Source organism: Aliihoeflea sp., assembly GCF_052435475.1.
GTDB lineage: Bacteria > Pseudomonadota > Alphaproteobacteria > Rhizobiales > Rhizobiaceae > Aliihoeflea.
Window position 1 is genome coordinate 495,350 of record NZ_JBQVMV010000001.1, and the last position, 18,382, is coordinate 513,731.

The window sequence follows — 18,382 nt, forward strand, 5'->3', positions numbered from 1 at the left end:
CGTTCTACCTGGCTACCGAAAGCGTGAGTTCCGTTTCGCGCCGGATGCGCTCGACAGCACCGACCAGCATCTGCGAGGTGACGTCCGCGCCGCGCACCAGCACGACGGCGCTTTCCGCCCCCGCCTCGTGAAGGCGTGCGAGCTCGGGAATCGCCTCGTCCTCGCCCAAAGTCACGCCATTCACTTGCCAGCCCTCGGCCGAGAGGCGGATGAGCACGTCGGGGCGTTCTGCCGCACTTGCCGTCGTCGCCCGGCCGCCCGTGATCTCGACTTCCGCGAACCGCGTGAAGGTCGACGAAAGCATGAAGAACAGCAGCAGCAGGAAGATAACGTCGATCAGCGAGGTCAGCGACAATGGCCGCCGCTGCTTGATCGCCTGTTCAATGCGCATGGCTCCGCTCCGCCAGGTTGTCAGCGCGAATGGGCTGCGGCGTGCCGATCTCACGCTGCGACAGCAGCGAGGTCGTCATCGTCTCGATGGCAACGCGCTCGTTGTCGAGCCGCGTTTCGAACCAGGTCAGGATCAACGATACGGGCATGGCGACCGCAAGGCCGACTGCGGTGGTCAGGAGGGCAACCCAGATGCCGCCGGCAAGTAGCGACGGATCGACCGCATTGCCTGCACCCTGCAGCGCCTGGAATGCCTCGATCATGCCCAGCACCGTGCCGAACAGACCCAGAAGCGGCGCGATCTGCGCGATCGCATCGAGCGCGCGAAACCCCTTCTGCAATTCGTGCAACCGGCCGAGCGCGATACGGCCGACTTCGTCCTCGATGACGGATTTCGACGCCGATCGGTTCGCTGCAAGCCGCATCGCGGTCGAAAGTGCTGAACCGAGCGCCGAGCGGTCGTCGTCGAGAAGATGGCGCGCATCGCCATAGCCGCCATGGAACCAGGCGTGCAGCGCCTTCTTGGCGCGGCCGTGCCTGCCGACGCCCTCGCGCCAGAATTGCCAGAACTTCAGGACGATGATGGCGACCGCGAAGACGGACAGGACGAGCAGGATGGCGACGACCGTGCCGCCCAGCTCAAGAAACCAGCGGATTGTCTCGACCATGGGGTCAGCTCCCGAATTCGACCGACGACTTGGTCGCGGTCTTGAGATTGCGAATGCAGGCATCCGGTTCGATGCCGTCGCCGGCGCAGTCCGTCGCATCGTTGATCAGGACGCGGCCGAGCTGGTCGCAGGGCGTTCCCTTGAAGTCGAATTGGCGCACCTTGGTCTTGTTGGCCGGCAGGTCCTGGAAGTCGACGACCGTCATCCTGTTGACGAGGCCCTCGGCATTGAAAAGAACGAGCTCGAACGCCGCGCGGCTGACATCGGCGCCGAGGCCGTTTTCCACGACGAAGGTCAACCGGCATCCGCCTTCGGAAGGCTGCAGCGCGTTGAGTTCAAGCGAGAGCGCCGGCGCATCGGCCTCCTGCGCCGCCGCAGGGCCCCATGCAAACGTGGCGGCTAGGATGCCGAGCGATAGGCGCTTCCAGGTCGAATTCATGAATGTCTCCGATGTAAATCTAAACGGTCGAAATGACGGGGCCGGGGCGACGCCGGTGGAGGCCGTTGGAACGTGCATCGCCCCGGTCACCATCAGCCGCCCCAGCGCATGGTTGCGCCAACCTTGACCGACAGGCCCGGCTCATAGACCGTGGTCGTCGTCGAGGCATTGAGCGGATTTGCGTATTTGACATCGAACAGGTTGTCGATGCGGAAGTCGAGCCGGAAATTCTCGGTCGCCTGGTAGTTGGCGAAGAGGTTCACCAGCGTATAGTCGTCGGCAAAGCTCGCGCCGCTGGGCGGCACATTGTGCTGCACCTCGCCGCCGAAGGTCAGCCGTCCTTCATAGGCCCGCATGCCGAGCTGCGCTGTCACCTGGCTCGAAGGAATGGTGACGAGGTCCGCGCGCACGCCGTCCTGTTCGGTAAAGCCGTCGATGATCGACGCCGAAAGCCCGCCGAAGAAGCGTCCCTGGTCGTAGACGGCCTCGAACTCGAAGCCGCTGATCTCTGCGGCCGCGAAGTTCTGGTACTGGAAGCAGATCGGGATCGCGCCTGGACCGGGAATGAACGGGCAACCCGAGCCGGGCGCGAAAGGCGACAGGTTCTGCCCGCCGATGTAATCCTCAATATCATTGTGGAAGTAGGCGGCCTTGATGCGCAGGCTGTCATTTCCGTCGAAGATGCCGTCGCGACTGTAGTTGATGCCCGCTTCCCAGGTCTTTGCCGTCTCCGGGCGCAGGTTCGGGTTGGGCAGGAACGGAAACACCACGCCATTGGGGTGCAATCCGCTGATCAGCGTCTCGGTGACGGTCGGCGAGCGGTAGCCCTTGGCATAAGTGCCATAGAACTGCAGCCCCGCGAGCGCCTCATTGTCGAAGGGCGAGACGCCCACCGTCAGGCGCGGCGACAGCCGGTCGCCGGAGCTTTCCGCATCGGTGCCGTCGAGGCTGTAGGTGTCGTAGCGCAGCGCGCCGATCACCTCGAGCCAGTCATAGGTCAGCTTGTTCTGCACATAGGCGCCGCCAACCTTGCGCTTGCCGGACGGCGTATAGACGTCGCTGCCGCCCGCCGGGCTCGCGGTCGTCACGTCGTCCTGCAGCCAGTCGCCGCCATAGGTCAGTTCATGGTCGACGAGGCCGGTCGAAAACCGCGACGTGTTCCAGATGTCGATGCCCAGCGTGGCGAGGTCGTAGCTGGTCTGCGAACCGGCCGGAATGACGATCGGCAGGCCGGTAACGGATGAGAACTGGCGCGTGTCGGTCTTGAAGGTCTGGACGAGATCGGCCGCGTTGTAGGCGAGGTTGACGTTGAGATCGAGCCAGGTCCGGTCCGGATCGGTCACGTTGTAGCGGGCCGTCCAGGTGTTCTGCTTGAGGTCGACGTCATAGGTGTCGGCGCCTTCGGTCCAGCCATTGTCGGCCCCGGTCCAGCCCAGCTTCAGCGTCGAGAATTCGGTCGGCCGGATGGTGGACTTGAGGAGCCCGCTCAGAACGTCGAAACTGGAGCCTGCGACCCGGTCGCCGCCGCCATCCTTGTAGTCGCCGAAATCGCGCCAGACGACATTGCCCAGAACGTCAACCGCATCGTTGATGCGATAGGCACCGACCGCGCTTGTCGTCCAGCCATTGCCGTTGCTTTCGTAACGCCCGGTGGTGGAGACGGCATAGGTCTCGTCGTCATTGAGGAAATCCTCGGCGTCTTTCGTCTCGAAGAACACCACGCCGCCGATCGCGCCTGAGCCATAGGTGTTGGCCACCGGGCCGCGGATCACGTCGACCTGCTGGACGAGTTCGGGGTCGAGGAAGAACAGGCTTTGCGTGCCGTGGCCCGAGCGCTGGAAGTTTTGCCGCGCTCCGTCGACGATGACCGAGACGCGCCCGAAATCCTGCAACCCGCGCACATTGATGCTGGAAGCCGCGCGCTTGGCGTCGGATTGCGCCGTGATGCCCGGAACGCCGAACAGCAGCCCGCCGACCGTCGCGGGCTGGCGGCGTTCGATCTGCTCGCGGTCGATCCGGCTCACCGATGCCAGTTGATCGATCGGACTTTCGCCCGTCCGGCTGACGATGGTGATCTGGTCGAGCACGGTCACGCGTGCAAGCGCCTCCGACAGATCCGCCTCCTCCTGTGCCATGGCGGGCGAACCCGCCACCAATGCAACGCTGGCAAGCCACATCGCCCGCCTTGTCCGTCCCGTCGAGCTTGCGCCCCATGCCCCTATGCCCGTCATCACCCACGCTCCTGATTCAATGATCTGGTTGCTGCTGGCTGGCGCTGGGCTCGCTGGCAAGTCTCGAGCCGGAGAGGGGTCATTACCTGACCAATTCACTCCGGTATTGCGCTTCCCTATAAAACCTGATTATCACTGTCAAGAAATCGCAATCGAGATTTGTCCTGTCGCCCAGCCAGCCTTCAGCAAGCCCGGCGCGAAGAGGGGTTTGACACCGTGAATATGAGCAATTCACCGGACGCATTTGCTGAGCGTTCACGAACTGACTGGAAGCATGAGGAGACACGGTCCGAACCGCGTCACGTGCAGAGCCGCGACCTGTTCGAGGGGCGCACCGAAATCTGCATCGAGCATGAAGGCGCGGTCTACCGCCTCAAGATCACCCGCCAGGGCAAGCTGATCCTCAACAAATAGGTGCTCCATGACTGCTGTCGTCAAGCCGACGCCGCGGGAAGTCCGTCAGGCGCGCGCCGACAATCCGAAGATGCGCGAGCGTGATCTCGCCGCGCAGCTCGCCATTTCCGAAGCCGAACTCGTCGCAGCTCAAGTGGGCGAGGGCGCAACCGCGATCGAACCGCGCGTGAACGACCTCCTCGCTGGCCTCGAAGCCGTCGGCGAGGTCATGGCGCTGACCCGCAACGAAAGCGCCGTGCACGAGAAGATCGGCGTCTACGACAACGTCCATCCCGGCCCGCATGCGGCGATGGTGCTCGGCGGCGAGATCGACCTGCGGATCTTCCCGAAGGTCTGGGCCCACGGCTTTGCCGTCGAAAAGCGCGACGGCGACGAGATCCGCCGCAGCCTCCAGTTCTTCGACAAGGCCGGCGACGCGGTCCACAAGATCCATCTGCGGCCCTCGTCCAATCTCTACGCCTTCCACAAGCTCGTCGCGTCCATGGCGTCCGACGCGCAGGCACAGGAACTCGACATCGCGCCATCCGCGCCGGTCGAGTTCGTGCCCACCAGCGCCGACGGCAACGCCGTGCGCGACCGCTGGGCCGCAATGACAGATCCGCACGAGTTCGTCGGGCTCCTGCGTTCGATGAAGCTGTCGCGCCGCGAGGCGGTGGGGCTCGTCGGCGACGATTTCGCCTGGCAGCTTGACGCAAGCGGCCTCCACGCCATGTTCAATCATGCCGTCGAGCAAGGCTTCCCGATCATGTGCTTCGTCGGCAATCGCGGCTGCATCCAGATCCATTCGGGGCCGATCATGAACGTTAAGCCGATGGGCCCGTGGATCAACGTCATGGACCCGACCTTCCACCTCCATTTGCGCGCCGACCACGTCGCCGAGCTCTGGGGCGTGCGCAAGCCGACGAAGGAGGGCCACGTCACGTCCATCGAGGCCTACGACGCGAACGGCGAACTGATCATCCAGTTCTTCGGCAAGCGCAAGGAAGGCGAGGACGAACGCGCCGACTGGCGCCTGATCGCGGAAAACCTGCCGCGCATTCCGCGTTCGAGCGCGGCCTGAACGAGGCGACCATGAAGACCATCATTCTGGGCCTTGCCGCGACGCTGGCGCTTTCAACGGCGGCGCTCGCGCAGGACGGCCCGCAGCGCATCGTCGCCATCGGCGGCTCGTTGACCGAGATCGTCTATGCACTCGGCCAGGAAGACCGCCTCATCGCCCGCGACACCACCAGCGTCTTCCCGCGCGAAGCGCTGGCGCTCCCGGATGTCGGCTACATGCGCGCGCTCGCGCCCGAAGGCGTCCTCTCGGTCGATCCCGACCTGATCCTGACGCTTGAAGGCGCAGGCCCGCCCGAGGCGATGGATGTGATCCGCTCGGCAAGCGTGCCGGTCGTCACCGTCCCGGAAAGCTTCGACCGCGAAGGCGTGCTCGCCAAGGTCGAGGCGGTCGGCGAAGCTTTGGGCGTCGAGGACGAAGCCGCCGAACTGGCAAAGCGCATCGATGCCGATCTCCAGGCGGCCGAAGCTGCCGCGTCTGGCATCGATGACCCCGCCCGCGTGCTCTTCATCCTGTCGATGGAAGGCGGGCGCGTCATGGCGTCCGGCACCGACACCGCGGCAGATGGCATGATCCGCCTTGCCGGCGGCGAAAACGCCATCACCGACTATCCCGGCTACAAGCAACTGACCGACGAAGCCATCGTCACCGCCGCGCCGGACGTCATTCTCCTCATGGATCGCGGCGGCAATCTCGACCCCGCGCCCGTCGACCTCTCCACGCAGCCCGCTCTGGCCGCGACGCCCGCCGGCGAAACCGGTCGCGTCATCCGCATGGACGGCGCATTCCTGCTCGGCTTCGGCCCGCGCACGGCCGACGCCGCAAAGGAATTGGCGGCGAAACTCCACGCCGAAGCCGATTGAGATGAGCGTGACACAAGAGGCGACGTCGCCCGTCATGCGCCGTGCAAGGCCGGCGGGCGACCGCTCGCATATCGCGCGGCTGACGATCCTCGGTCTCGCCGGCGCGCTCGTCCTCGTCTCGATCTTCAGCCTGACGGCCGGCGCATCCGACGCCTCGGTGGTCGAGCTCATCCGGGCCACTCTATCGAGCGACATCGAGATTTCCGCGCGCGACCGCGTCATCATCTATGACATCCGCCTGCCGCGCGTCGCGCTTGGCATCCTGATCGGGGCCGCACTTGCCGTCTCGGGCGCGGTCATGCAGGGCCTGTTCCGGAATCCGCTCGCCGATCCCGGCCTCGTCGGTGTCTCCGCCGGCGCCGGTCTCGGCGCCATCTCGATCATCGTTCTCGGCGGCGCGACGCTCGGCCCCATCGTCGCGCTCCTCGGCATCTACGCGCTGCCCTTTGCCGCCTTCCTCGGTGGCCTCGCGACGACGCTCCTGCTCTACAAGGTCGCCACGCGGCGCGGCCAGACTTCGGTCGCGACCATGCTTCTAGCCGGCATTGCGCTCGGCGCCATGGCCGGCGCCTTTTCCGGCGTCCTCATCTATCTCGCCGACGACAACCAGCTCCGCGACCTGACCTTCTGGGGCCTCGGCTCGCTCGCCGGCGCGACATGGACGAAAATCCTCGCCGCCGGCCCGATCATCGTCCTCGCCCTCGTCGCTTCGCCGTTCCTCGCACGCGGCCTCAACGCTCTGGCACTCGGGGAGGGCGCCGCGCATCATCTCGGCGTGCCCGTCCAGCGCCTCAAAAACATCGCCATCGTCGCCGTCGCAGCGGCCACGGGTGCATCCGTGGCCGTCTCCGGCGGCATCGGCTTCGTCGGCATCGTCGTGCCGCACCTCCTGCGCCTGTCGATCGGCCCCGACCACCGCTATCTCCTGCCGGCCTCCGCGCTTCTTGGCGCCAGCCTCCTGCTGCTCGCCGACGCCGTCTCGCGCACCATCGTCGCGCCGGCCGAATTGCCGATCGGCATCGTCACGGCGGCGGTCGGCGCTCCCTTCTTCCTCTGGATTTTGCTGCGCCGGCGCGGCGTCCTGGATTTGTGAGGCGGCGATGATCGAGACCCGCAACGTCAAGGTTTCGCTCGGTGGCCGGGCCATCCTGCACGGCATCGACTTCACCGCCAATGCCGGTGAAATCACCGCCATCGTCGGTCCGAACGGATCGGGAAAATCGACCTTTCTCAAGGCCTTGTCGGGCGATCTGGATTCGAAAGGCGAGATCAGGATCGACAGCCGCGACCTCCGCTCGCTGAAGCCGTGGCAGGCCGCCGGCCTGCGCGCCGTCCTCCCGCAGGCAACGAGCCTGTCCTTCCCCTTCACCGTCCGCGAAATCGTCCGGCTCGGCCTCATGGGCGGTCGCTCCGGCGTTGCCGACCGCGAGCTCGAAACGCTGCCCGACCGCGCTCTTTCGACCGTCGATCTGACCGGCTTTGCCGGCCGTCACTATCAGGAACTTTCCGGCGGCGAACAGCAGCGCGTGCAACTCGCCCGCGTCCTCTGCCAGGTCTGGGAGCCGGTGCTCGACGGCCGGCCGCGCTTCCTCTTCCTCGACGAGCCGGTCTCCAGCCTCGACATCAAGCACCAGCTCGTCATCATGGACGTCGCCCGAGCCTACGCCCGCCGCGGCGGCGGCGTCATCGCCGTCCTCCACGATCTGAACCTGACGGCGATGTATGCCGATCGCATGATGATGCTGAATGAGGGCAGGGTCGCCGCTTTCGGCGCCCCGTCCGATCTTCTGACGGATGAACTGATCGAAACTGTCTTCGACTGCCGCCTGCGCGTCGGTGTCGCCCCGACCGGTCGAACGCCTTTCGTCCTGCCGCAGTCGGTTCAGGCTTAGGACGTCATCGAATGCCGAGGCCTGGATTCCTGTGACGAGCACAGGAATGATGATCGCAAGAATGTTACCGCAAGTCAGAGATTGTTGAAGGTCGGCACACACCTCAATGCCGTCATTCCTGTATTCGTCACAGGAATCCAGGCCTCGCCCCTGCGCCTCGCAAAACCGTCGCCCGATAGCTAGTTCGCCGCCACCCGCGGCAGATCCACATCGATCCCCAGCAGCGAGCGCATGTTCGGCCGCGCCTTGACGAGGTCCTCGATCGTATATCCCTCGAGCACCTCGAAAAATGCGTTCAGCGCTTTTCGCAGCGCTTCGTTCAGCGCGCAGGCATCGACCAGCGGGCACTCCGTCGCATCCTTCTCGAAACATTCGGCCATCGCGAAGCTGTCTTCCGTCACGCGCACGATGTCGAACAGCGTGATCTCGGTGGCCGCGCGTCCAAGCCGCACGCCGCCATTTCGCCCGCGAACCGTCTCGACCAGTCCGTGCTCGACCAGCGGCTGCAGGATCTTGAACAGGAACAGCTCCGAGACGCCATAAGCGCTCGCGATCTCGGGAATGCGGCTCAGCCGCCCCGGATTGGCCGCGCAATACATCAGGATGCGCACTGCGTAATTCGTCTGGCGGGTCAGCCGCATGGCATGCCTTTCACGATTCCGTCGGGTCGGCTTTCTATGGTCTATTCCTTAGAACGGTTCCAGACAAGCCTGCAATGAAAAAACATGAGCGTTAATATCAGCTTTAATGGCGCATGGCAGCCATGCTCACGCCGATTTGCCTTGAAATTCATGCTGCAACGCACAATATTCGGCGGGTCGAGTTGCTTCGACTTCAGGGGAGGAGCCCTTGAGGAGAGCGACGATATGCAAGACCTGAGAATCAACACCGAAATGCCCCTTGGCGTCATCCGCCAGCTCCGCCCGTCGGATCTGCCGAAGTTCCGCGAACATCTTCTCCGCCTCGATGTCGAAAGTCGCCGCGATCGTTTCAACGGTCCGTCGAACGACGCATTCGTCGCAGCCTATGCCGACCGCGCCTTTCGCGCCGGCACGACGGTGATCGGCTATGTCGAGGGCGACGAGGTTCTGGGCGCTGCCGAACTGCACGAGATCGAAGGCGAGGGCGAGCCGACCGGCGAGATCGCATTCTCGGTCGAGCAGGTTCTCCAGCATCGCGGCATCGGCAGCAAGCTGTTCCAGCGCCTGATCTGGCACGCCCACGCGCTCGGCTACACGCAGCTTCGCGTCACCACCCACCCGCAGAACCAGGCGATGAAGCGCCTTGCCTCCCGCTTCAATGCGCGGCTGCGCTTCGAGGGCGGCGAGACGGTGGGGCTGATCGAGCTCGAGCCCGTCGCCGAAATCTTCGCCCCACAGGTGATGCCTCAACCCCAACCTCTCGCCGCCTGATTGAAGGCATAAAAAAAGGCCCGGAAAAATCCGGGCCTTTTCTTTTATCGGTAGTTGGTTCAGGCGGCCTTCTTGACCTGGTCCTGAACGACCTTGGCGTTGTCCGCCATCAACGTCTTGGCCTGGTCGGCGCCGGAGCGGATGCGCTCCATGTTGGCGGCGGTCGCCTCGCGCACGTAGTCGGCCTGGATCGTCAGGGCTTCACCGACCGAATTGGCATCGGCAAGCTTCTCGACGGTGGCGAAATAGTGCTGCGTGTTGGCGAGCGTCGCGTCGAGCATGGTGCGCGTCACGGCGTCGAAACTGCCGGCGAACGGACCGAAAACGGTCTTGCTCTGGTCGGCGAGCGAAGCAGCCTGGCGATGCAGTTCCTCTGCGCGCTGGGCAGCAGTCGCAGCCTGCGTGCGGAAGAAGTCGCGGGTGGCTTCGGGAACCTGGATCTTCGCGCCGACGTCGTCGAAAGCGCGGGTGAAACCGTCGAAATAGGAAGCAGCGGCCTGCTGGGTCTTGGTCTTGGTCATTTGAATCTCCATTCTCGTTAGGGAGCCATGGTTGAACCCCGACCATTCGGCTCGAGGCGTGATGCGTATATAGATATGGAATTGTGCAATGCAACATAAAATGTGCGTGCGATGCAAAAAAGCATGAATCGAGACCAAGCGCGTGCGCAGATTGCCGCGCTCGGCGACATCGAAAAGGCCCGCGCGCTGCGCCGAACCAAAGCCGTCGCGACGTCCGCACTGGTGGTCTGCGTCGCCGTGTTCCTCGCCGCCCGCGCTTTCGTTGACGACTATCCCGGCCTTGGCTATGTCGCCGCCTTCGCCGAAGCCGCCGCCATCGGCGGCATCGCCGATTGGTATGCGGTCGTGGCGCTCTTCCGCCGTCCCCTCGGCCTGCCGATCCCGCACACCGCGATCATTCCGGCCAACAAGGGCCGCATCGCCGACAATCTCGGCCGCTTCATCGAATCCAATTTCCTCACTGAAAAGGCCGTTCACGCAAAGCTGGAGGAGGTTGACTTCGCCCGCCTCGTCGCCGATTGGCTCGGCGAGCGCCGCCATGCCGAAGACCTCGCCGGTTTCGTCACCCGCATGACCCCGCAGGCACTCGCCGCGCTCGAAAACTCCAACCTCCGCGGCTTCCTCGGCAAGCGCGTCGTCGAGCGTCTGGACAAGATCGACATCGCCCCCGTCGCGGCCGAACTCCTCTCCGCCGTCACCGCCGAGCGCCGTCACCAGCGTCTCTTCGACGGCCTCATCCATGTCCTCGGCGGCATCCTCAACGACGAAAAGACGCTCGGTATCATGCGCGAACGCATCCGCGCCGAACTGCCGACGCTCGCCAACATCTTCCGCGCCGACGCCTATCTCCTGAACAAGATCGTCGCCTCCGCCGGCCGCCTGATGGAGGAGGCGGGCGGCGACCCCGATCACCCGCTCCGTCGGGAATTCGACGCCTTCGCGTTGCGCTTCATCGAGGACCTGAAAACCGATCCCGCCTATGTCGCCCGCGCCGAGCGCATCAAGGCGAACCTGCTCGCGCGGCCCGAACTCGCGACGCTCGCCGACGAGATCTGGAAGAACCTCGCCACCTTCCTGCGCGAGGATGCCGAAAGCGACAACTCCATCATCCGCACCCATCTCGCCTCGATGTTCATGGAAATCGGCCGCCGTCTCGCCGACGACCCGGACATCCGCGCCGATATGAATGCCGGCTTCGTCGTCGCGCTCGCTTCCTTCGTCGAAAAGCAGAAGTCCGGCGTCGCAATCTTCATCGCCGAGCAGGTCAAGGCCTGGGACATCGCCCAGACCACGCGCCTGATCGAACTCAACATCGGCCGCGATCTGCAATATATACGCTTCAACGGCATGATCATCGGCGGCCTCGCAGGCCTTGCCCTTCATATCGGCGAAGGGCTGATCTTCGGCTGATGCCCCGCCATTGACAGGACCGCGCCCTTGGCCTAGAGACCGCCCCAACGCCGCGCCGCAATGCGCGGTGTTTCATTTGACGTGTCCCGTGGGCATCTTCATCGCATTGCGTGAGATGCCCTGTCAGGCTCCGAAAACGGGGGCCAGAGGAGGGCGCGTTTCCTTCGCCCGGTGCGTGAGCATCCGGGTGCAATTGTTTGAAAGGGAATGCGATGAGCAAGCGCCAATCCGCAAAGTACAAGCTCGACCGCCGTTTGGGCGAAAACATCTGGGGCCGTCCGAAGTCCCCGGTCAACAAGCGCGAATACGGCCCCGGTCAGCACGGCCAGCGCCGCAAGGGCAAGCTGTCCGACTTCGGCCTGCAGCTCCGCGCCAAGCAGAAGCTCAAGGGTCACTACGGCGACATCTCCGAGAAGCAGTTCCGCAAGACCTACGAGGAAGCCGACCGTCGCAAGGGCGATACGCCGGACAACCTCATCGGCCTGCTCGAGTCGCGCCTGGATGCGGTCGTGTACCGCGCCAAGTTCGCCCCGACGATCTTCGCCGCCCGTCAGTTCGTCAACCACGGCCACGTCAACGTCAACGGCCGCCGCACGAACATCGCTTCGTTCCGCTGCCGTCCGGGCGACGTGATCGAGGTGCGCGAGAAGTCGAAGCAGCTCGTGATCGTTCTGGAATCGGTGCAGCTCGCCGAGCGTGACGTGCCGGACTATGTCGAGGCCGATCACTCCAAGATGACCGCGACCTTCGTGCGCGCTCCGGGCCTGGCCGACGTTCCGTTCGCCGTCCAGATGGAACCGAACCTAGTCGTCGAGTTCTACTCGCGCTAGTCGGTTTCGATCATCGATTTCGGATGGGCCGCGTTTCGACGCGGCCTTTCCTTTTGGCCCACGCTTTGGTCTAACGCGACGATGACGCTCCACCAGCTGCAAGACGACGACGCGCAATCCATTCCGCCCTTGATGGCGGATGCGCCGCGTTCGGTCGAGTTCAACAAGCTGCGCAAGCGCCTCCTGCGCTCCACCCGCCAGGCGCTCGATGATTTCGCGATGGTCAAGCCGGGCGAGAAATGGCTGGTTGCGCTCTCCGGCGGCAAGGATTCCTACGGCCTTCTGGCGATCCTGCTCGATCTCCAGTGGCGCGGGCTATTGCCGGTCGAACTGCTGGCCTGCAATCTGGATCAGGGCCAGCCCAATTTCCCCAAGCACATCCTGCCGGACTACCTGTCGCGGCACGGCATCGCCCATCGCATCGAATACCGTGACACCTATTCCATCGTCACCGAAAAGGTGCCGGAAAACGCGACCTACTGCGCGCTCTGCTCGCGCCTTCGCCGCGGCAATCTCTACCGCGTCGCGCGGGAGGAGGGGTGTTCGGCGCTCGTCCTCGGCCACCACCGCGAGGACATTCTGGAGACGTTCTTCCTCAACCTCTTCCACGGCGCCCGCCTCGCCGCCATGCCGCCCAAGCTCCTGAATGACGACGGCGACCTGATGGTCCTGCGCCCGCTCTCCTACTGCGCCGAAGGGGACCTCGCCAAATTCGCCGAAGCCATGCGCTTCCCGATCATCCCATGCGACCTCTGCGGCAGCCAGGACGGTCTCCAGCGCAACGCCATGAAGGAGATGATCGCCGAAATGGAGCGCCGCATGCCCGGCCGCAAGGAAGCCATGATCCGCGCGCTGGCCAACGTCCGCCCGTCGCATCTCCTCGACACGAAGCTGTTCGATTTCGCCGCGCTCTGAACCCTAGCTGCGCGGCGGCAGCGTCTCGTTTTGCGCCTGAAACAGCTTCCCCCGCTCCGCCAGCAGCACCATCCCCAGCGCACCGATCCCGGCGAAGAAGTACCCTGCCGCCAGCGGCGTCACGGTCCCGTCAAACGCCTGCCCGATCATCGCGCCCAAAATGCCCCCGCCCACCGTCTGCAGGAAGCCCTGTACCGAAGAGGCCGTGCCGGCGACGTGCCCCAGCGGCTCCATGGCGAGCGAATTGAAGTTCGATCCGATCCACGAAAACTGCATCATCGCGAGCGCGAAGAGCACTGTGAATGCCCAAAGCGGTACGGTTCCGGTCAGCGACCAGAAGAAGCTTATCGCCGTCACGCCGATGAAACCGATCAGCGCGCCATGCGCAAGCTTGCGCATCCCGAGCCGGCCGACGAGGCGCGAGTTCAAATACGACGAAACCGCCATCAATCCGGCAACGATCGCGAACAGCACCGGGAACCAGGCGCCGACGCCATAGATGCCGATATAGACCTGCTGCGCCGAATTGATGAACCCGAACAGCGCGCCGAAGATGCAGGTGAAGGCCGCCGTGTAGCAAATCGAAACGCGGTTGGTCAGCACGATCCGGAATCCGTCGGCGATGGCGCGCACGGTGAACGGCCGGCGATATTCCGGCTTCAGCGTCTCGGGCAGTCGCATCGATGTCCAGGCAAGCACGAAAGCCGACATTACGCCCATGAACAGGAAGATCATCGGCCAGTCGCCGAACATCATGACGACCTGACCGACGCCCGGTGCGATGACGGGCACGATCATGAAAACCATGAAGACGAGCGACATCACCTCGGCCATTGCCCGCCCGCCGAAGATGTCGCGGACAAGCGAGATTGCGATGACGCGTGTCGCTGCGGCGCCGAGCCCCTGCACGAAACGCATGACGAGCAGCGTCTCGAACGAAGGCGCGAAGGCGCAGGCAAAAGCCGCCATGACATAGATCGACAAGCCGACGATAAGCGGCGCGCGCCGCCCGAATCGATCGGAAAGCGGGCCAAACAGCAATTGGGCGAAACCGAAACCTGTCACATAGGCGGTGATGACGAATTGTCGGCGGTTCTCGTCGCTTTCGCCGAGGCTGGCACCGATTTCCTGCAGGCCCGGCAACATGATGTCGATCGCCAGCGCATTGAGCGCCATCAGCGCTGCGGCAAGCGCGATCAGCTCGTTGCGGCCGAGCGGAAAGCTCGTCGGCAGCGCGACATGGGAGCGGGTTTGGTCCATGCGGATTGATCCAGTGATACCGTCCAGACGAAAATGCGCCGGGCAAGCCCGGCGCATCGTCGGAAGCTGAATTTGCTTGCGGCGGGAACGCCGCGGGAAATGCGTCAGGCTGCGCCCTTGGCCGAAACGCCCTTCTCACCCAGGAACGTCTGGAGTTCGCCGGCCTGGAACATCTCGCGGATGATGTCGCATCCGCCGACGAACTCGCCCTTCACGTAAAGCTGGGGAATCGTCGGCCAGTTGGAATATTCCTTGATGCCCTGGCGCAATTCGTCCGAGGTCAGGATGTTGACGCCCTTGTAGTCGACGCCGAGATAATCGAGAATCTGCACCACCTGGCCCGAGAAACCGCACTGCGGAAAGCCCGGCGTGCCCTTCATGAAGAGAACGACGTCGTTGCTCTTCACTTCGCTGTCGATGAACTGGGTGATCGCGGTCATGTCTTCAATCCCTGGCGGCGAGCCGCCGATAATTCGTTTGCACCCGATATAGGTGATGGAAACCGGCCTGTCGAGTTTGGCTATTCCGGAATGCTGGTCTGCAGCGCGAGCGCGTGCAGAACCCCGCCCATGTTTCCCTTCAGCGCGTCATAGACCATCTGGTGCTGCTGGACGCGGCTTTTGCCGCGAAAGCTCTCGGCCACCACTTCGGCGGCATAGTGGTCGCCGTCACCGGCGAGGTCGCGGATCGTCACTTTCGCATCCGGAATCGCTTCCTTGATCATGCGTTCGATGTCGTGCGCGTCCATTGCCATTGCTGTCTGCCTTCAGTCCATGAAATTCGGGAACCACGACTCGTGGCGAGCCTTGAGGTCCTTCACGGATATGGCACGCGTGCCGGGCAGTTTCAATTCGGTGCCTCCCGTCTCGCCGATCCAGGCCACGACCAGTCCGCGCGCCGCGCCTTCGTCGATGATCTCGCGCAGAAGCTCCTTGTCGGAGCGCGACACCGTCATCAGGTAGCGGCCCTGGTCTTCGCCGAAGAGGACCGGCGTCGGATCGGTCGGCATCGGAAGGCTGATCGCGGCCCCAATGCCGGAGGCCATCGCCATTTCGGCAACCGCGACGGCAAGCCCGCCATCGGAAAGGTCGTGGCAGGCGGTGATCCGCCCATCTTGAATCGCATCGCGCACGAATTCGCCGGCCTTGCGCTCATGGGCAAGATCGACCGGCGGCGGCGGGCCGTCGCGGCGCTCGTGCAGGTCGCGCATATAGGCAGACTGCGCCAGATGCGTGCCCCACATGTTGGACTTGCAAACGAGCAGAATCGCATCGCCCTCGGTCGAAAAGCCGATCCGCGCCATCTTGGCCCAGTCGGCGATCATGCCGACGCCGCCGATGGTCGGCGTCGGCATGATCGCCTTGCCGTTGGTCTCGTTGTAAAGCGAGACGTTGCCGGAGACGATCGGGAAGTCCAGCGCCCGGCAGGCCTCGCCGATGCCTTTGATGGCACTGACGAGTTGGCCCATGATCTCGGGCCGCTCGGGGTTGCCGAAGTTGAGATTATCCGTCGCCGCCAGCGGCAGCGCGCCGGTCGCGCAGAGGTTACGCCAGCATTCGGCCACCGCCTGCTTGCCACCCTCGAACGGATCGGCCTCGACATAGCGCGGCGTCACGTCCGACGAGAACGCCAGCGCCTTCGTCTCGTGACCCTCGACACGCACCACGCCGGCGTCGCCGCCCGGCCGCTGCAACGAGTTGCCCTGGATCAGCGTGTCGTACTGCTCCCAGACCCAGCGCCGCGACGACAGGTTCGCCGAGCCGATCAGCTTCAACAGCGCGTCGGCCGGGTCGATCGCGGGGAGGGCGGAAAAGTCGGGCATGGTGGCCTTCGGGCCTTCCACCCACGGCCGGTCATATTCCGGGGCCTCGTCGCCCAGTTCCTTGATCGGCAGGTTGGCGACTTCCTCGCCCTGGTGCAGCACGCGAAAGCGCAGATCGTCGGTCGTCTTGCCGACAATGGCGAAGTCGAGCCCCCATTTGCGGAAGATGGCCTCGGCCTCTTCTTCCTTTTCGGGGCTGAGCACCATGAGCATCCGCTCCTGGCTTTCCGAAAGCATCATCTCATAGGCCGACATGCGCTCCTCGCGCACCGGCACGGCGTCGAGGTCGAGTTCGATGCCGAGGTCGCCCTTGGCGCCCATCTCGACGGCCGAGCACGTAAGCCCCGCCGCGCCCATGTCCTGGATGGCGATGACTGCGCCGGTCTTCATCAGTTCGAGGCAGGCTTCCAGCAGGCACTTTTCGGTGAACGGATCGCCCACCTGCACGGTCGGGCGCTTTTCCTCGATGTCGTCGTCGAACTCGGCCGAAGCCATCGTCGCCCCGCCGACGCCGTCGCGACCGGTCTTGGCGCCGAGATAGACGACCGGCAGCCCGATGCCCTTGGCCTGCGACAGGAAGATCTTGTCGGTGTCCGCCAGCCCGGCCGCAAACGCGTTGACGAGGCAGTTGCCATTGTAGCTCGGATCGAACTCGACCTCGCCGCCCACCGTCGGCACGCCGAACGAATTGCCATAGCCGCCGACGCCCGCGACCACGCCCGCGACGAGATGCTGCGTCTTGGGATGATCCGGCGCGCCGAAGCGCAGCGCGTTCATCGCCGCGACCGGCCGCGCGCCCATCGTGAAGACGTCGCGCAAGATGCCGCCGACGCCCGTCGCCGCGCCCTGGTAGGGCTCGATATAGGAGGGGTGGTTGTGGCTCTCCATCTTGAAGACCACGGCCTGCCCGTCGCCGATGTCCACCACGCCGGCATTCTCGCCCGGACCCTGGAGGACGCGTGGACCGGTAGTTGGCAGCGTCTTCAGCCATTTCTTGGAGGATTTGTACGAGCAATGCTCGTTCCACATCGCCGAAAAGATGCCGAGTTCGGTAAAGCTCGGCTCGCGCCCGATCAGGTCGAGAATGCGTTGATATTCGTCAGGCTTCAGGCCGTGCGAGGCGACCAGTTCGTCGGTGATCGGGATCGTGTTCGAAAGGGTCACGCGAATGGGTCTCCGTCAGGCCGGGCGGGAACAGGTGGTGCCGCCCGACGCCCAGCGGGTGACGTCGGACGAAATGCGTGTCGCCTCAGCGCCGCCGTCCATCAGCGGGCCGAAGCTGGTGATGCGCGCCGGGGTTCCGGATGCCTCGACGACCAGTTTTGGCAGGCCGCCGATATTGCCCTGCGGCACGGCGAGGATGCGCGGCTTGCCCGAATGCGATGTCAGTTCGGGCGACATGATCAGGCCGGCAAAGCGCGGATCGCCGGCACGAAACCAGCAGCGCTGCGCCGCAACCGCGACGCGTTCCATGGTTGAAAGCGCCGAGGCGTCGCCCGGCCGCGAGGCGGCTTCAGGCTCGGGCGCCGAGCTTCGGCACCCGGCCAGCGCCAGCGCGATGCCGAATGCAACCAGAGCAGCCCTCACGCCGCACGCCCGAGCGCGGCCTCGAACAGCGCGCGCCCGTCGGTGCCGCCATGCGCGTCCTCGATCAGGTTTTCGGGATGCGGCATCATGCCGAGCACGTTGCCTTCGGCGTTGACGATGCCGGCGATGTCGCTCAGCGAGCCGTTTGGATTGGTGCCTTCGGCATAGCGGAACGCCACCTGGCCTTCGCCCTCGATCCGCGCCAGCGTCGCCTCGTCGGCGAAATAATTGCCGTCATGGTGCGCGATTGGGCAGCGGATCACCTGGCCCTGGGCGTAGCGTTCGGTAAATCGCGTTCCGGCATTAGCCACCTCGAGCTTCACTTCGCGGCAGACGAATTTCAGCGAGGCGTTGCGCATCAGCGCGCCCGGCAACAGCCCTGCCTCGAGCAGGATCTGGAAGCCGTTGCAGACCCCCATCACCGTCACGCCCTTCGCGGCCTTTTCTGCCACCGCCCGCATCACCGGCATCCGCGCGGCGATCGCGCCGCAGCGCAGATAGTCGCCATAGGAAAAGCCGCCCGGGATGACGATCAGGTCGACGTCGGGGATTTCGGTATCGGTCTGCCACACCGTGACCGGCGCCTTGCCGCCGATCTTGGTCAGCGCCGCGATCATGTCGCGGTCGCGGTTGAGGCCGGGGAGAAGGATGACGGCTGATTTCATGGGATC

Annotated in this window: 21 protein-coding genes; 9 read left to right on the plus strand and 12 right to left on the minus strand. The window is 64.5% G+C overall.

Annotated features, from left to right (window positions below):
- Positions 1–4 precede the first annotated feature (4 nt).
- The 4 genes from ACT6QU_RS02535 to ACT6QU_RS02550 all read right to left on the minus strand — a co-directional run bounded on the left by ACT6QU_RS02535 (position 5) and on the right by ACT6QU_RS02550 (position 3,728).
- A complete protein-coding gene (locus tag ACT6QU_RS02535; protein WP_444565807.1) occupies positions 5–391 on the minus strand; it encodes a biopolymer transporter ExbD in 387 nt (128 codons plus the stop codon).
- The gene (locus ACT6QU_RS02540; protein ID WP_444565808.1) at positions 381–1,058 is read right to left on the minus strand and encodes a MotA/TolQ/ExbB proton channel family protein; all 678 of its coding nucleotides are present in this window, start codon (positions 1,056–1,058) and stop codon (positions 381–383) included. The genes ACT6QU_RS02535 and ACT6QU_RS02540 overlap by 11 nt, the downstream gene beginning before the upstream one ends.
- 4 nt (positions 1,059–1,062) lie before the next feature.
- Positions 1,063–1,497 carry a hypothetical protein gene (locus ACT6QU_RS02545; RefSeq protein WP_444565809.1) on the minus strand — a complete coding sequence of 145 codons (435 nt, stop codon included), beginning with the start codon at positions 1,495–1,497 and terminating at the stop codon, positions 1,063–1,065.
- A gap of 92 nt (positions 1,498–1,589) precedes the next feature.
- Positions 1,590–3,728, minus strand: a complete 2,139-nt coding sequence (locus ACT6QU_RS02550) for a TonB-dependent hemoglobin/transferrin/lactoferrin family receptor (protein WP_444565810.1) — start codon at positions 3,726–3,728, stop codon at positions 1,590–1,592.
- A gap of 222 nt (positions 3,729–3,950) precedes the next feature.
- On the opposite strand from ACT6QU_RS02550, the gene hemP reads away from it, so the two are divergent.
- Genes hemP through ACT6QU_RS02575 form a run of 5 tightly spaced genes read left to right on the plus strand, consistent with a single transcriptional unit; the run spans position 3,951 to position 7,954 of the window.
- The gene (gene hemP, locus ACT6QU_RS02555; RefSeq protein WP_444565811.1) at positions 3,951–4,142 is read left to right on the plus strand and encodes a hemin uptake protein HemP; all 192 of its coding nucleotides are present in this window, start codon (positions 3,951–3,953) and stop codon (positions 4,140–4,142) included.
- Between the two features lie 7 nt (positions 4,143–4,149).
- Entirely contained in the window at positions 4,150–5,202 is a 1,053-nt protein-coding gene (locus ACT6QU_RS02560) for a hemin-degrading factor (RefSeq protein ID WP_444565812.1), read from the plus strand.
- An 11-nt stretch (positions 5,203–5,213) separates the two neighbouring features.
- The gene (locus ACT6QU_RS02565) at positions 5,214–6,062 is read left to right on the plus strand and encodes a heme/hemin ABC transporter substrate-binding protein (RefSeq protein WP_444565813.1); all 849 of its coding nucleotides are present in this window, start codon (positions 5,214–5,216) and stop codon (positions 6,060–6,062) included.
- Between the two features lies 1 nt (position 6,063).
- Positions 6,064–7,155, plus strand: coding sequence for a FecCD family ABC transporter permease (locus tag ACT6QU_RS02570; protein ID WP_444565814.1), 1,092 nt, complete (start codon positions 6,064–6,066; stop codon positions 7,153–7,155).
- Between the two features lie 7 nt (positions 7,156–7,162).
- Positions 7,163–7,954, plus strand: coding sequence for a heme ABC transporter ATP-binding protein (locus ACT6QU_RS02575; protein WP_444565815.1), 792 nt, complete (start codon positions 7,163–7,165; stop codon positions 7,952–7,954).
- A gap of 179 nt (positions 7,955–8,133) precedes the next feature.
- On the opposite strand, the gene rirA is transcribed toward ACT6QU_RS02575, so the two are convergent.
- Positions 8,134–8,595 (minus strand): iron-responsive transcriptional regulator RirA, encoded by a 462-nt coding sequence (gene rirA, locus ACT6QU_RS02580; RefSeq protein WP_024585923.1) that lies wholly within the window; start codon positions 8,593–8,595, stop codon positions 8,134–8,136.
- 225 nt (positions 8,596–8,820) lie between these two features.
- Here rirA and ACT6QU_RS02585 point away from each other — a divergent pair, with 225 nt between their 5' ends.
- Entirely contained in the window at positions 8,821–9,366 is a 546-nt protein-coding gene (locus tag ACT6QU_RS02585) for a GNAT family N-acetyltransferase (protein WP_444565816.1), read from the plus strand.
- 59 nt (positions 9,367–9,425) lie between these two features.
- Here the strand turns inward: ACT6QU_RS02585 and ACT6QU_RS02590 are convergent, their stop codons facing one another.
- Positions 9,426–9,887, minus strand: a complete 462-nt coding sequence (locus ACT6QU_RS02590; RefSeq protein WP_024585921.1) for a phasin family protein — start codon at positions 9,885–9,887, stop codon at positions 9,426–9,428.
- A gap of 123 nt (positions 9,888–10,010) precedes the next feature.
- Between ACT6QU_RS02590 and ACT6QU_RS02595 the strand changes: the two genes are divergently transcribed.
- From ACT6QU_RS02595 to ttcA, 3 genes are all read left to right on the plus strand, one after another.
- Entirely contained in the window at positions 10,011–11,297 is a 1,287-nt protein-coding gene (locus ACT6QU_RS02595) for a DUF445 domain-containing protein (protein WP_444565817.1), read from the plus strand.
- Positions 11,298–11,509: 212 nt separating this feature from the next.
- Positions 11,510–12,127 (plus strand): 30S ribosomal protein S4, encoded by a 618-nt coding sequence (gene rpsD, locus ACT6QU_RS02600; RefSeq protein ID WP_024585919.1) that lies wholly within the window; start codon positions 11,510–11,512, stop codon positions 12,125–12,127.
- An 81-nt stretch (positions 12,128–12,208) separates the two neighbouring features.
- On the plus strand, positions 12,209–13,042 hold the full coding sequence (gene ttcA, locus ACT6QU_RS02605) for a tRNA 2-thiocytidine(32) synthetase TtcA (protein ID WP_444565818.1): 834 nt from the start codon (positions 12,209–12,211) through the stop codon (positions 13,040–13,042).
- Positions 13,043–13,045: 3 nt separating this feature from the next.
- On the opposite strand, the gene ACT6QU_RS02610 is transcribed toward ttcA, so the two are convergent.
- The 6 genes from ACT6QU_RS02610 to purQ all read right to left on the minus strand — a co-directional run bounded on the left by ACT6QU_RS02610 (position 13,046) and on the right by purQ (position 18,376).
- Entirely contained in the window at positions 13,046–14,302 is a 1,257-nt protein-coding gene (locus ACT6QU_RS02610; RefSeq protein WP_444565819.1) for a multidrug effflux MFS transporter, read from the minus strand.
- A gap of 104 nt (positions 14,303–14,406) precedes the next feature.
- Positions 14,407–14,742 (minus strand): Grx4 family monothiol glutaredoxin, encoded by a 336-nt coding sequence (gene grxD / locus ACT6QU_RS02615; RefSeq protein ID WP_444565820.1) that lies wholly within the window; start codon positions 14,740–14,742, stop codon positions 14,407–14,409.
- 80 nt (positions 14,743–14,822) lie between these two features.
- Entirely contained in the window at positions 14,823–15,056 is a 234-nt protein-coding gene (locus ACT6QU_RS02620; RefSeq protein ID WP_444565821.1) for a BolA/IbaG family iron-sulfur metabolism protein, read from the minus strand.
- Positions 15,057–15,068: 12 nt separating this feature from the next.
- Positions 15,069–17,288 carry a phosphoribosylformylglycinamidine synthase subunit PurL gene (gene purL, locus ACT6QU_RS02625; RefSeq protein ID WP_444836519.1) on the minus strand — a complete coding sequence of 740 codons (2,220 nt, stop codon included), beginning with the start codon at positions 17,286–17,288 and terminating at the stop codon, positions 15,069–15,071.
- Between the two features lie 15 nt (positions 17,289–17,303).
- On the minus strand, positions 17,304–17,711 hold the full coding sequence (locus tag ACT6QU_RS02630; RefSeq protein WP_444559510.1) for a hypothetical protein: 408 nt from the start codon (positions 17,709–17,711) through the stop codon (positions 17,304–17,306).
- On the minus strand, positions 17,708–18,376 hold the full coding sequence (purQ, locus tag ACT6QU_RS02635; RefSeq protein ID WP_444559509.1) for a phosphoribosylformylglycinamidine synthase subunit PurQ: 669 nt from the start codon (positions 18,374–18,376) through the stop codon (positions 17,708–17,710). Before purQ ends, ACT6QU_RS02630 begins: the two co-directional genes overlap by 4 nt.
- Positions 18,377–18,382 lie beyond the last annotated feature (6 nt).

What these genes read in the sequence shown, in the direction of transcription:
- ACT6QU_RS02585 (WP_444565816.1), top strand. Translation starts at nt 8,821, where the DNA reads ATGCAAGACCTGAGAATCAACACCGAAATGCCCCTTGGCGTCATCCGC.
- ACT6QU_RS02565 (WP_444565813.1), top strand. Translation starts at nt 5,214, where the DNA reads ATGAAGACCATCATTCTGGGCCTTGCCGCGACGCTGGCGCTTTCAACG.
- ACT6QU_RS02560 (WP_444565812.1), top strand. Translation starts at nt 4,150, where the DNA reads ATGACTGCTGTCGTCAAGCCGACGCCGCGGGAAGTCCGTCAGGCGCGC.
- purQ (WP_444559509.1), bottom strand. Translation starts at nt 18,376, where the DNA reads ATGAAATCAGCCGTCATCCTTCTCCCCGGCCTCAACCGCGACCGCGAC.
- ACT6QU_RS02620 (WP_444565821.1), bottom strand. Translation starts at nt 15,056, where the DNA reads ATGGCAATGGACGCGCACGACATCGAACGCATGATCAAGGAAGCGATT.
- ACT6QU_RS02575 (WP_444565815.1), top strand. Translation starts at nt 7,163, where the DNA reads ATGATCGAGACCCGCAACGTCAAGGTTTCGCTCGGTGGCCGGGCCATC.
- grxD (WP_444565820.1), bottom strand. Translation starts at nt 14,742, where the DNA reads ATGACCGCGATCACCCAGTTCATCGACAGCGAAGTGAAGAGCAACGAC.
- ttcA (WP_444565818.1), top strand. Translation starts at nt 12,209, where the DNA reads ATGACGCTCCACCAGCTGCAAGACGACGACGCGCAATCCATTCCGCCC.
- ACT6QU_RS02590 (WP_024585921.1), bottom strand. Translation starts at nt 9,887, where the DNA reads ATGACCAAGACCAAGACCCAGCAGGCCGCTGCTTCCTATTTCGACGGT.
- hemP (WP_444565811.1), top strand. Translation starts at nt 3,951, where the DNA reads ATGAGCAATTCACCGGACGCATTTGCTGAGCGTTCACGAACTGACTGG.
- ACT6QU_RS02540 (WP_444565808.1), bottom strand. Translation starts at nt 1,058, where the DNA reads ATGGTCGAGACAATCCGCTGGTTTCTTGAGCTGGGCGGCACGGTCGTC.
- ACT6QU_RS02535 (WP_444565807.1), bottom strand. Translation starts at nt 391, where the DNA reads ATGCGCATTGAACAGGCGATCAAGCAGCGGCGGCCATTGTCGCTGACC.
- ACT6QU_RS02545 (WP_444565809.1), bottom strand. Translation starts at nt 1,497, where the DNA reads ATGAATTCGACCTGGAAGCGCCTATCGCTCGGCATCCTAGCCGCCACG.
- ACT6QU_RS02610 (WP_444565819.1), bottom strand. Translation starts at nt 14,302, where the DNA reads ATGGACCAAACCCGCTCCCATGTCGCGCTGCCGACGAGCTTTCCGCTC.
- ACT6QU_RS02550 (WP_444565810.1), bottom strand. Translation starts at nt 3,728, where the DNA reads ATGACGGGCATAGGGGCATGGGGCGCAAGCTCGACGGGACGGACAAGG.
- rpsD (WP_024585919.1), top strand. Translation starts at nt 11,510, where the DNA reads ATGAGCAAGCGCCAATCCGCAAAGTACAAGCTCGACCGCCGTTTGGGC.
- rirA (WP_024585923.1), bottom strand. Translation starts at nt 8,595, where the DNA reads ATGCGGCTGACCCGCCAGACGAATTACGCAGTGCGCATCCTGATGTAT.
- ACT6QU_RS02595 (WP_444565817.1), top strand. Translation starts at nt 10,011, where the DNA reads ATGAATCGAGACCAAGCGCGTGCGCAGATTGCCGCGCTCGGCGACATC.
- ACT6QU_RS02570 (WP_444565814.1), top strand. Translation starts at nt 6,064, where the DNA reads ATGAGCGTGACACAAGAGGCGACGTCGCCCGTCATGCGCCGTGCAAGG.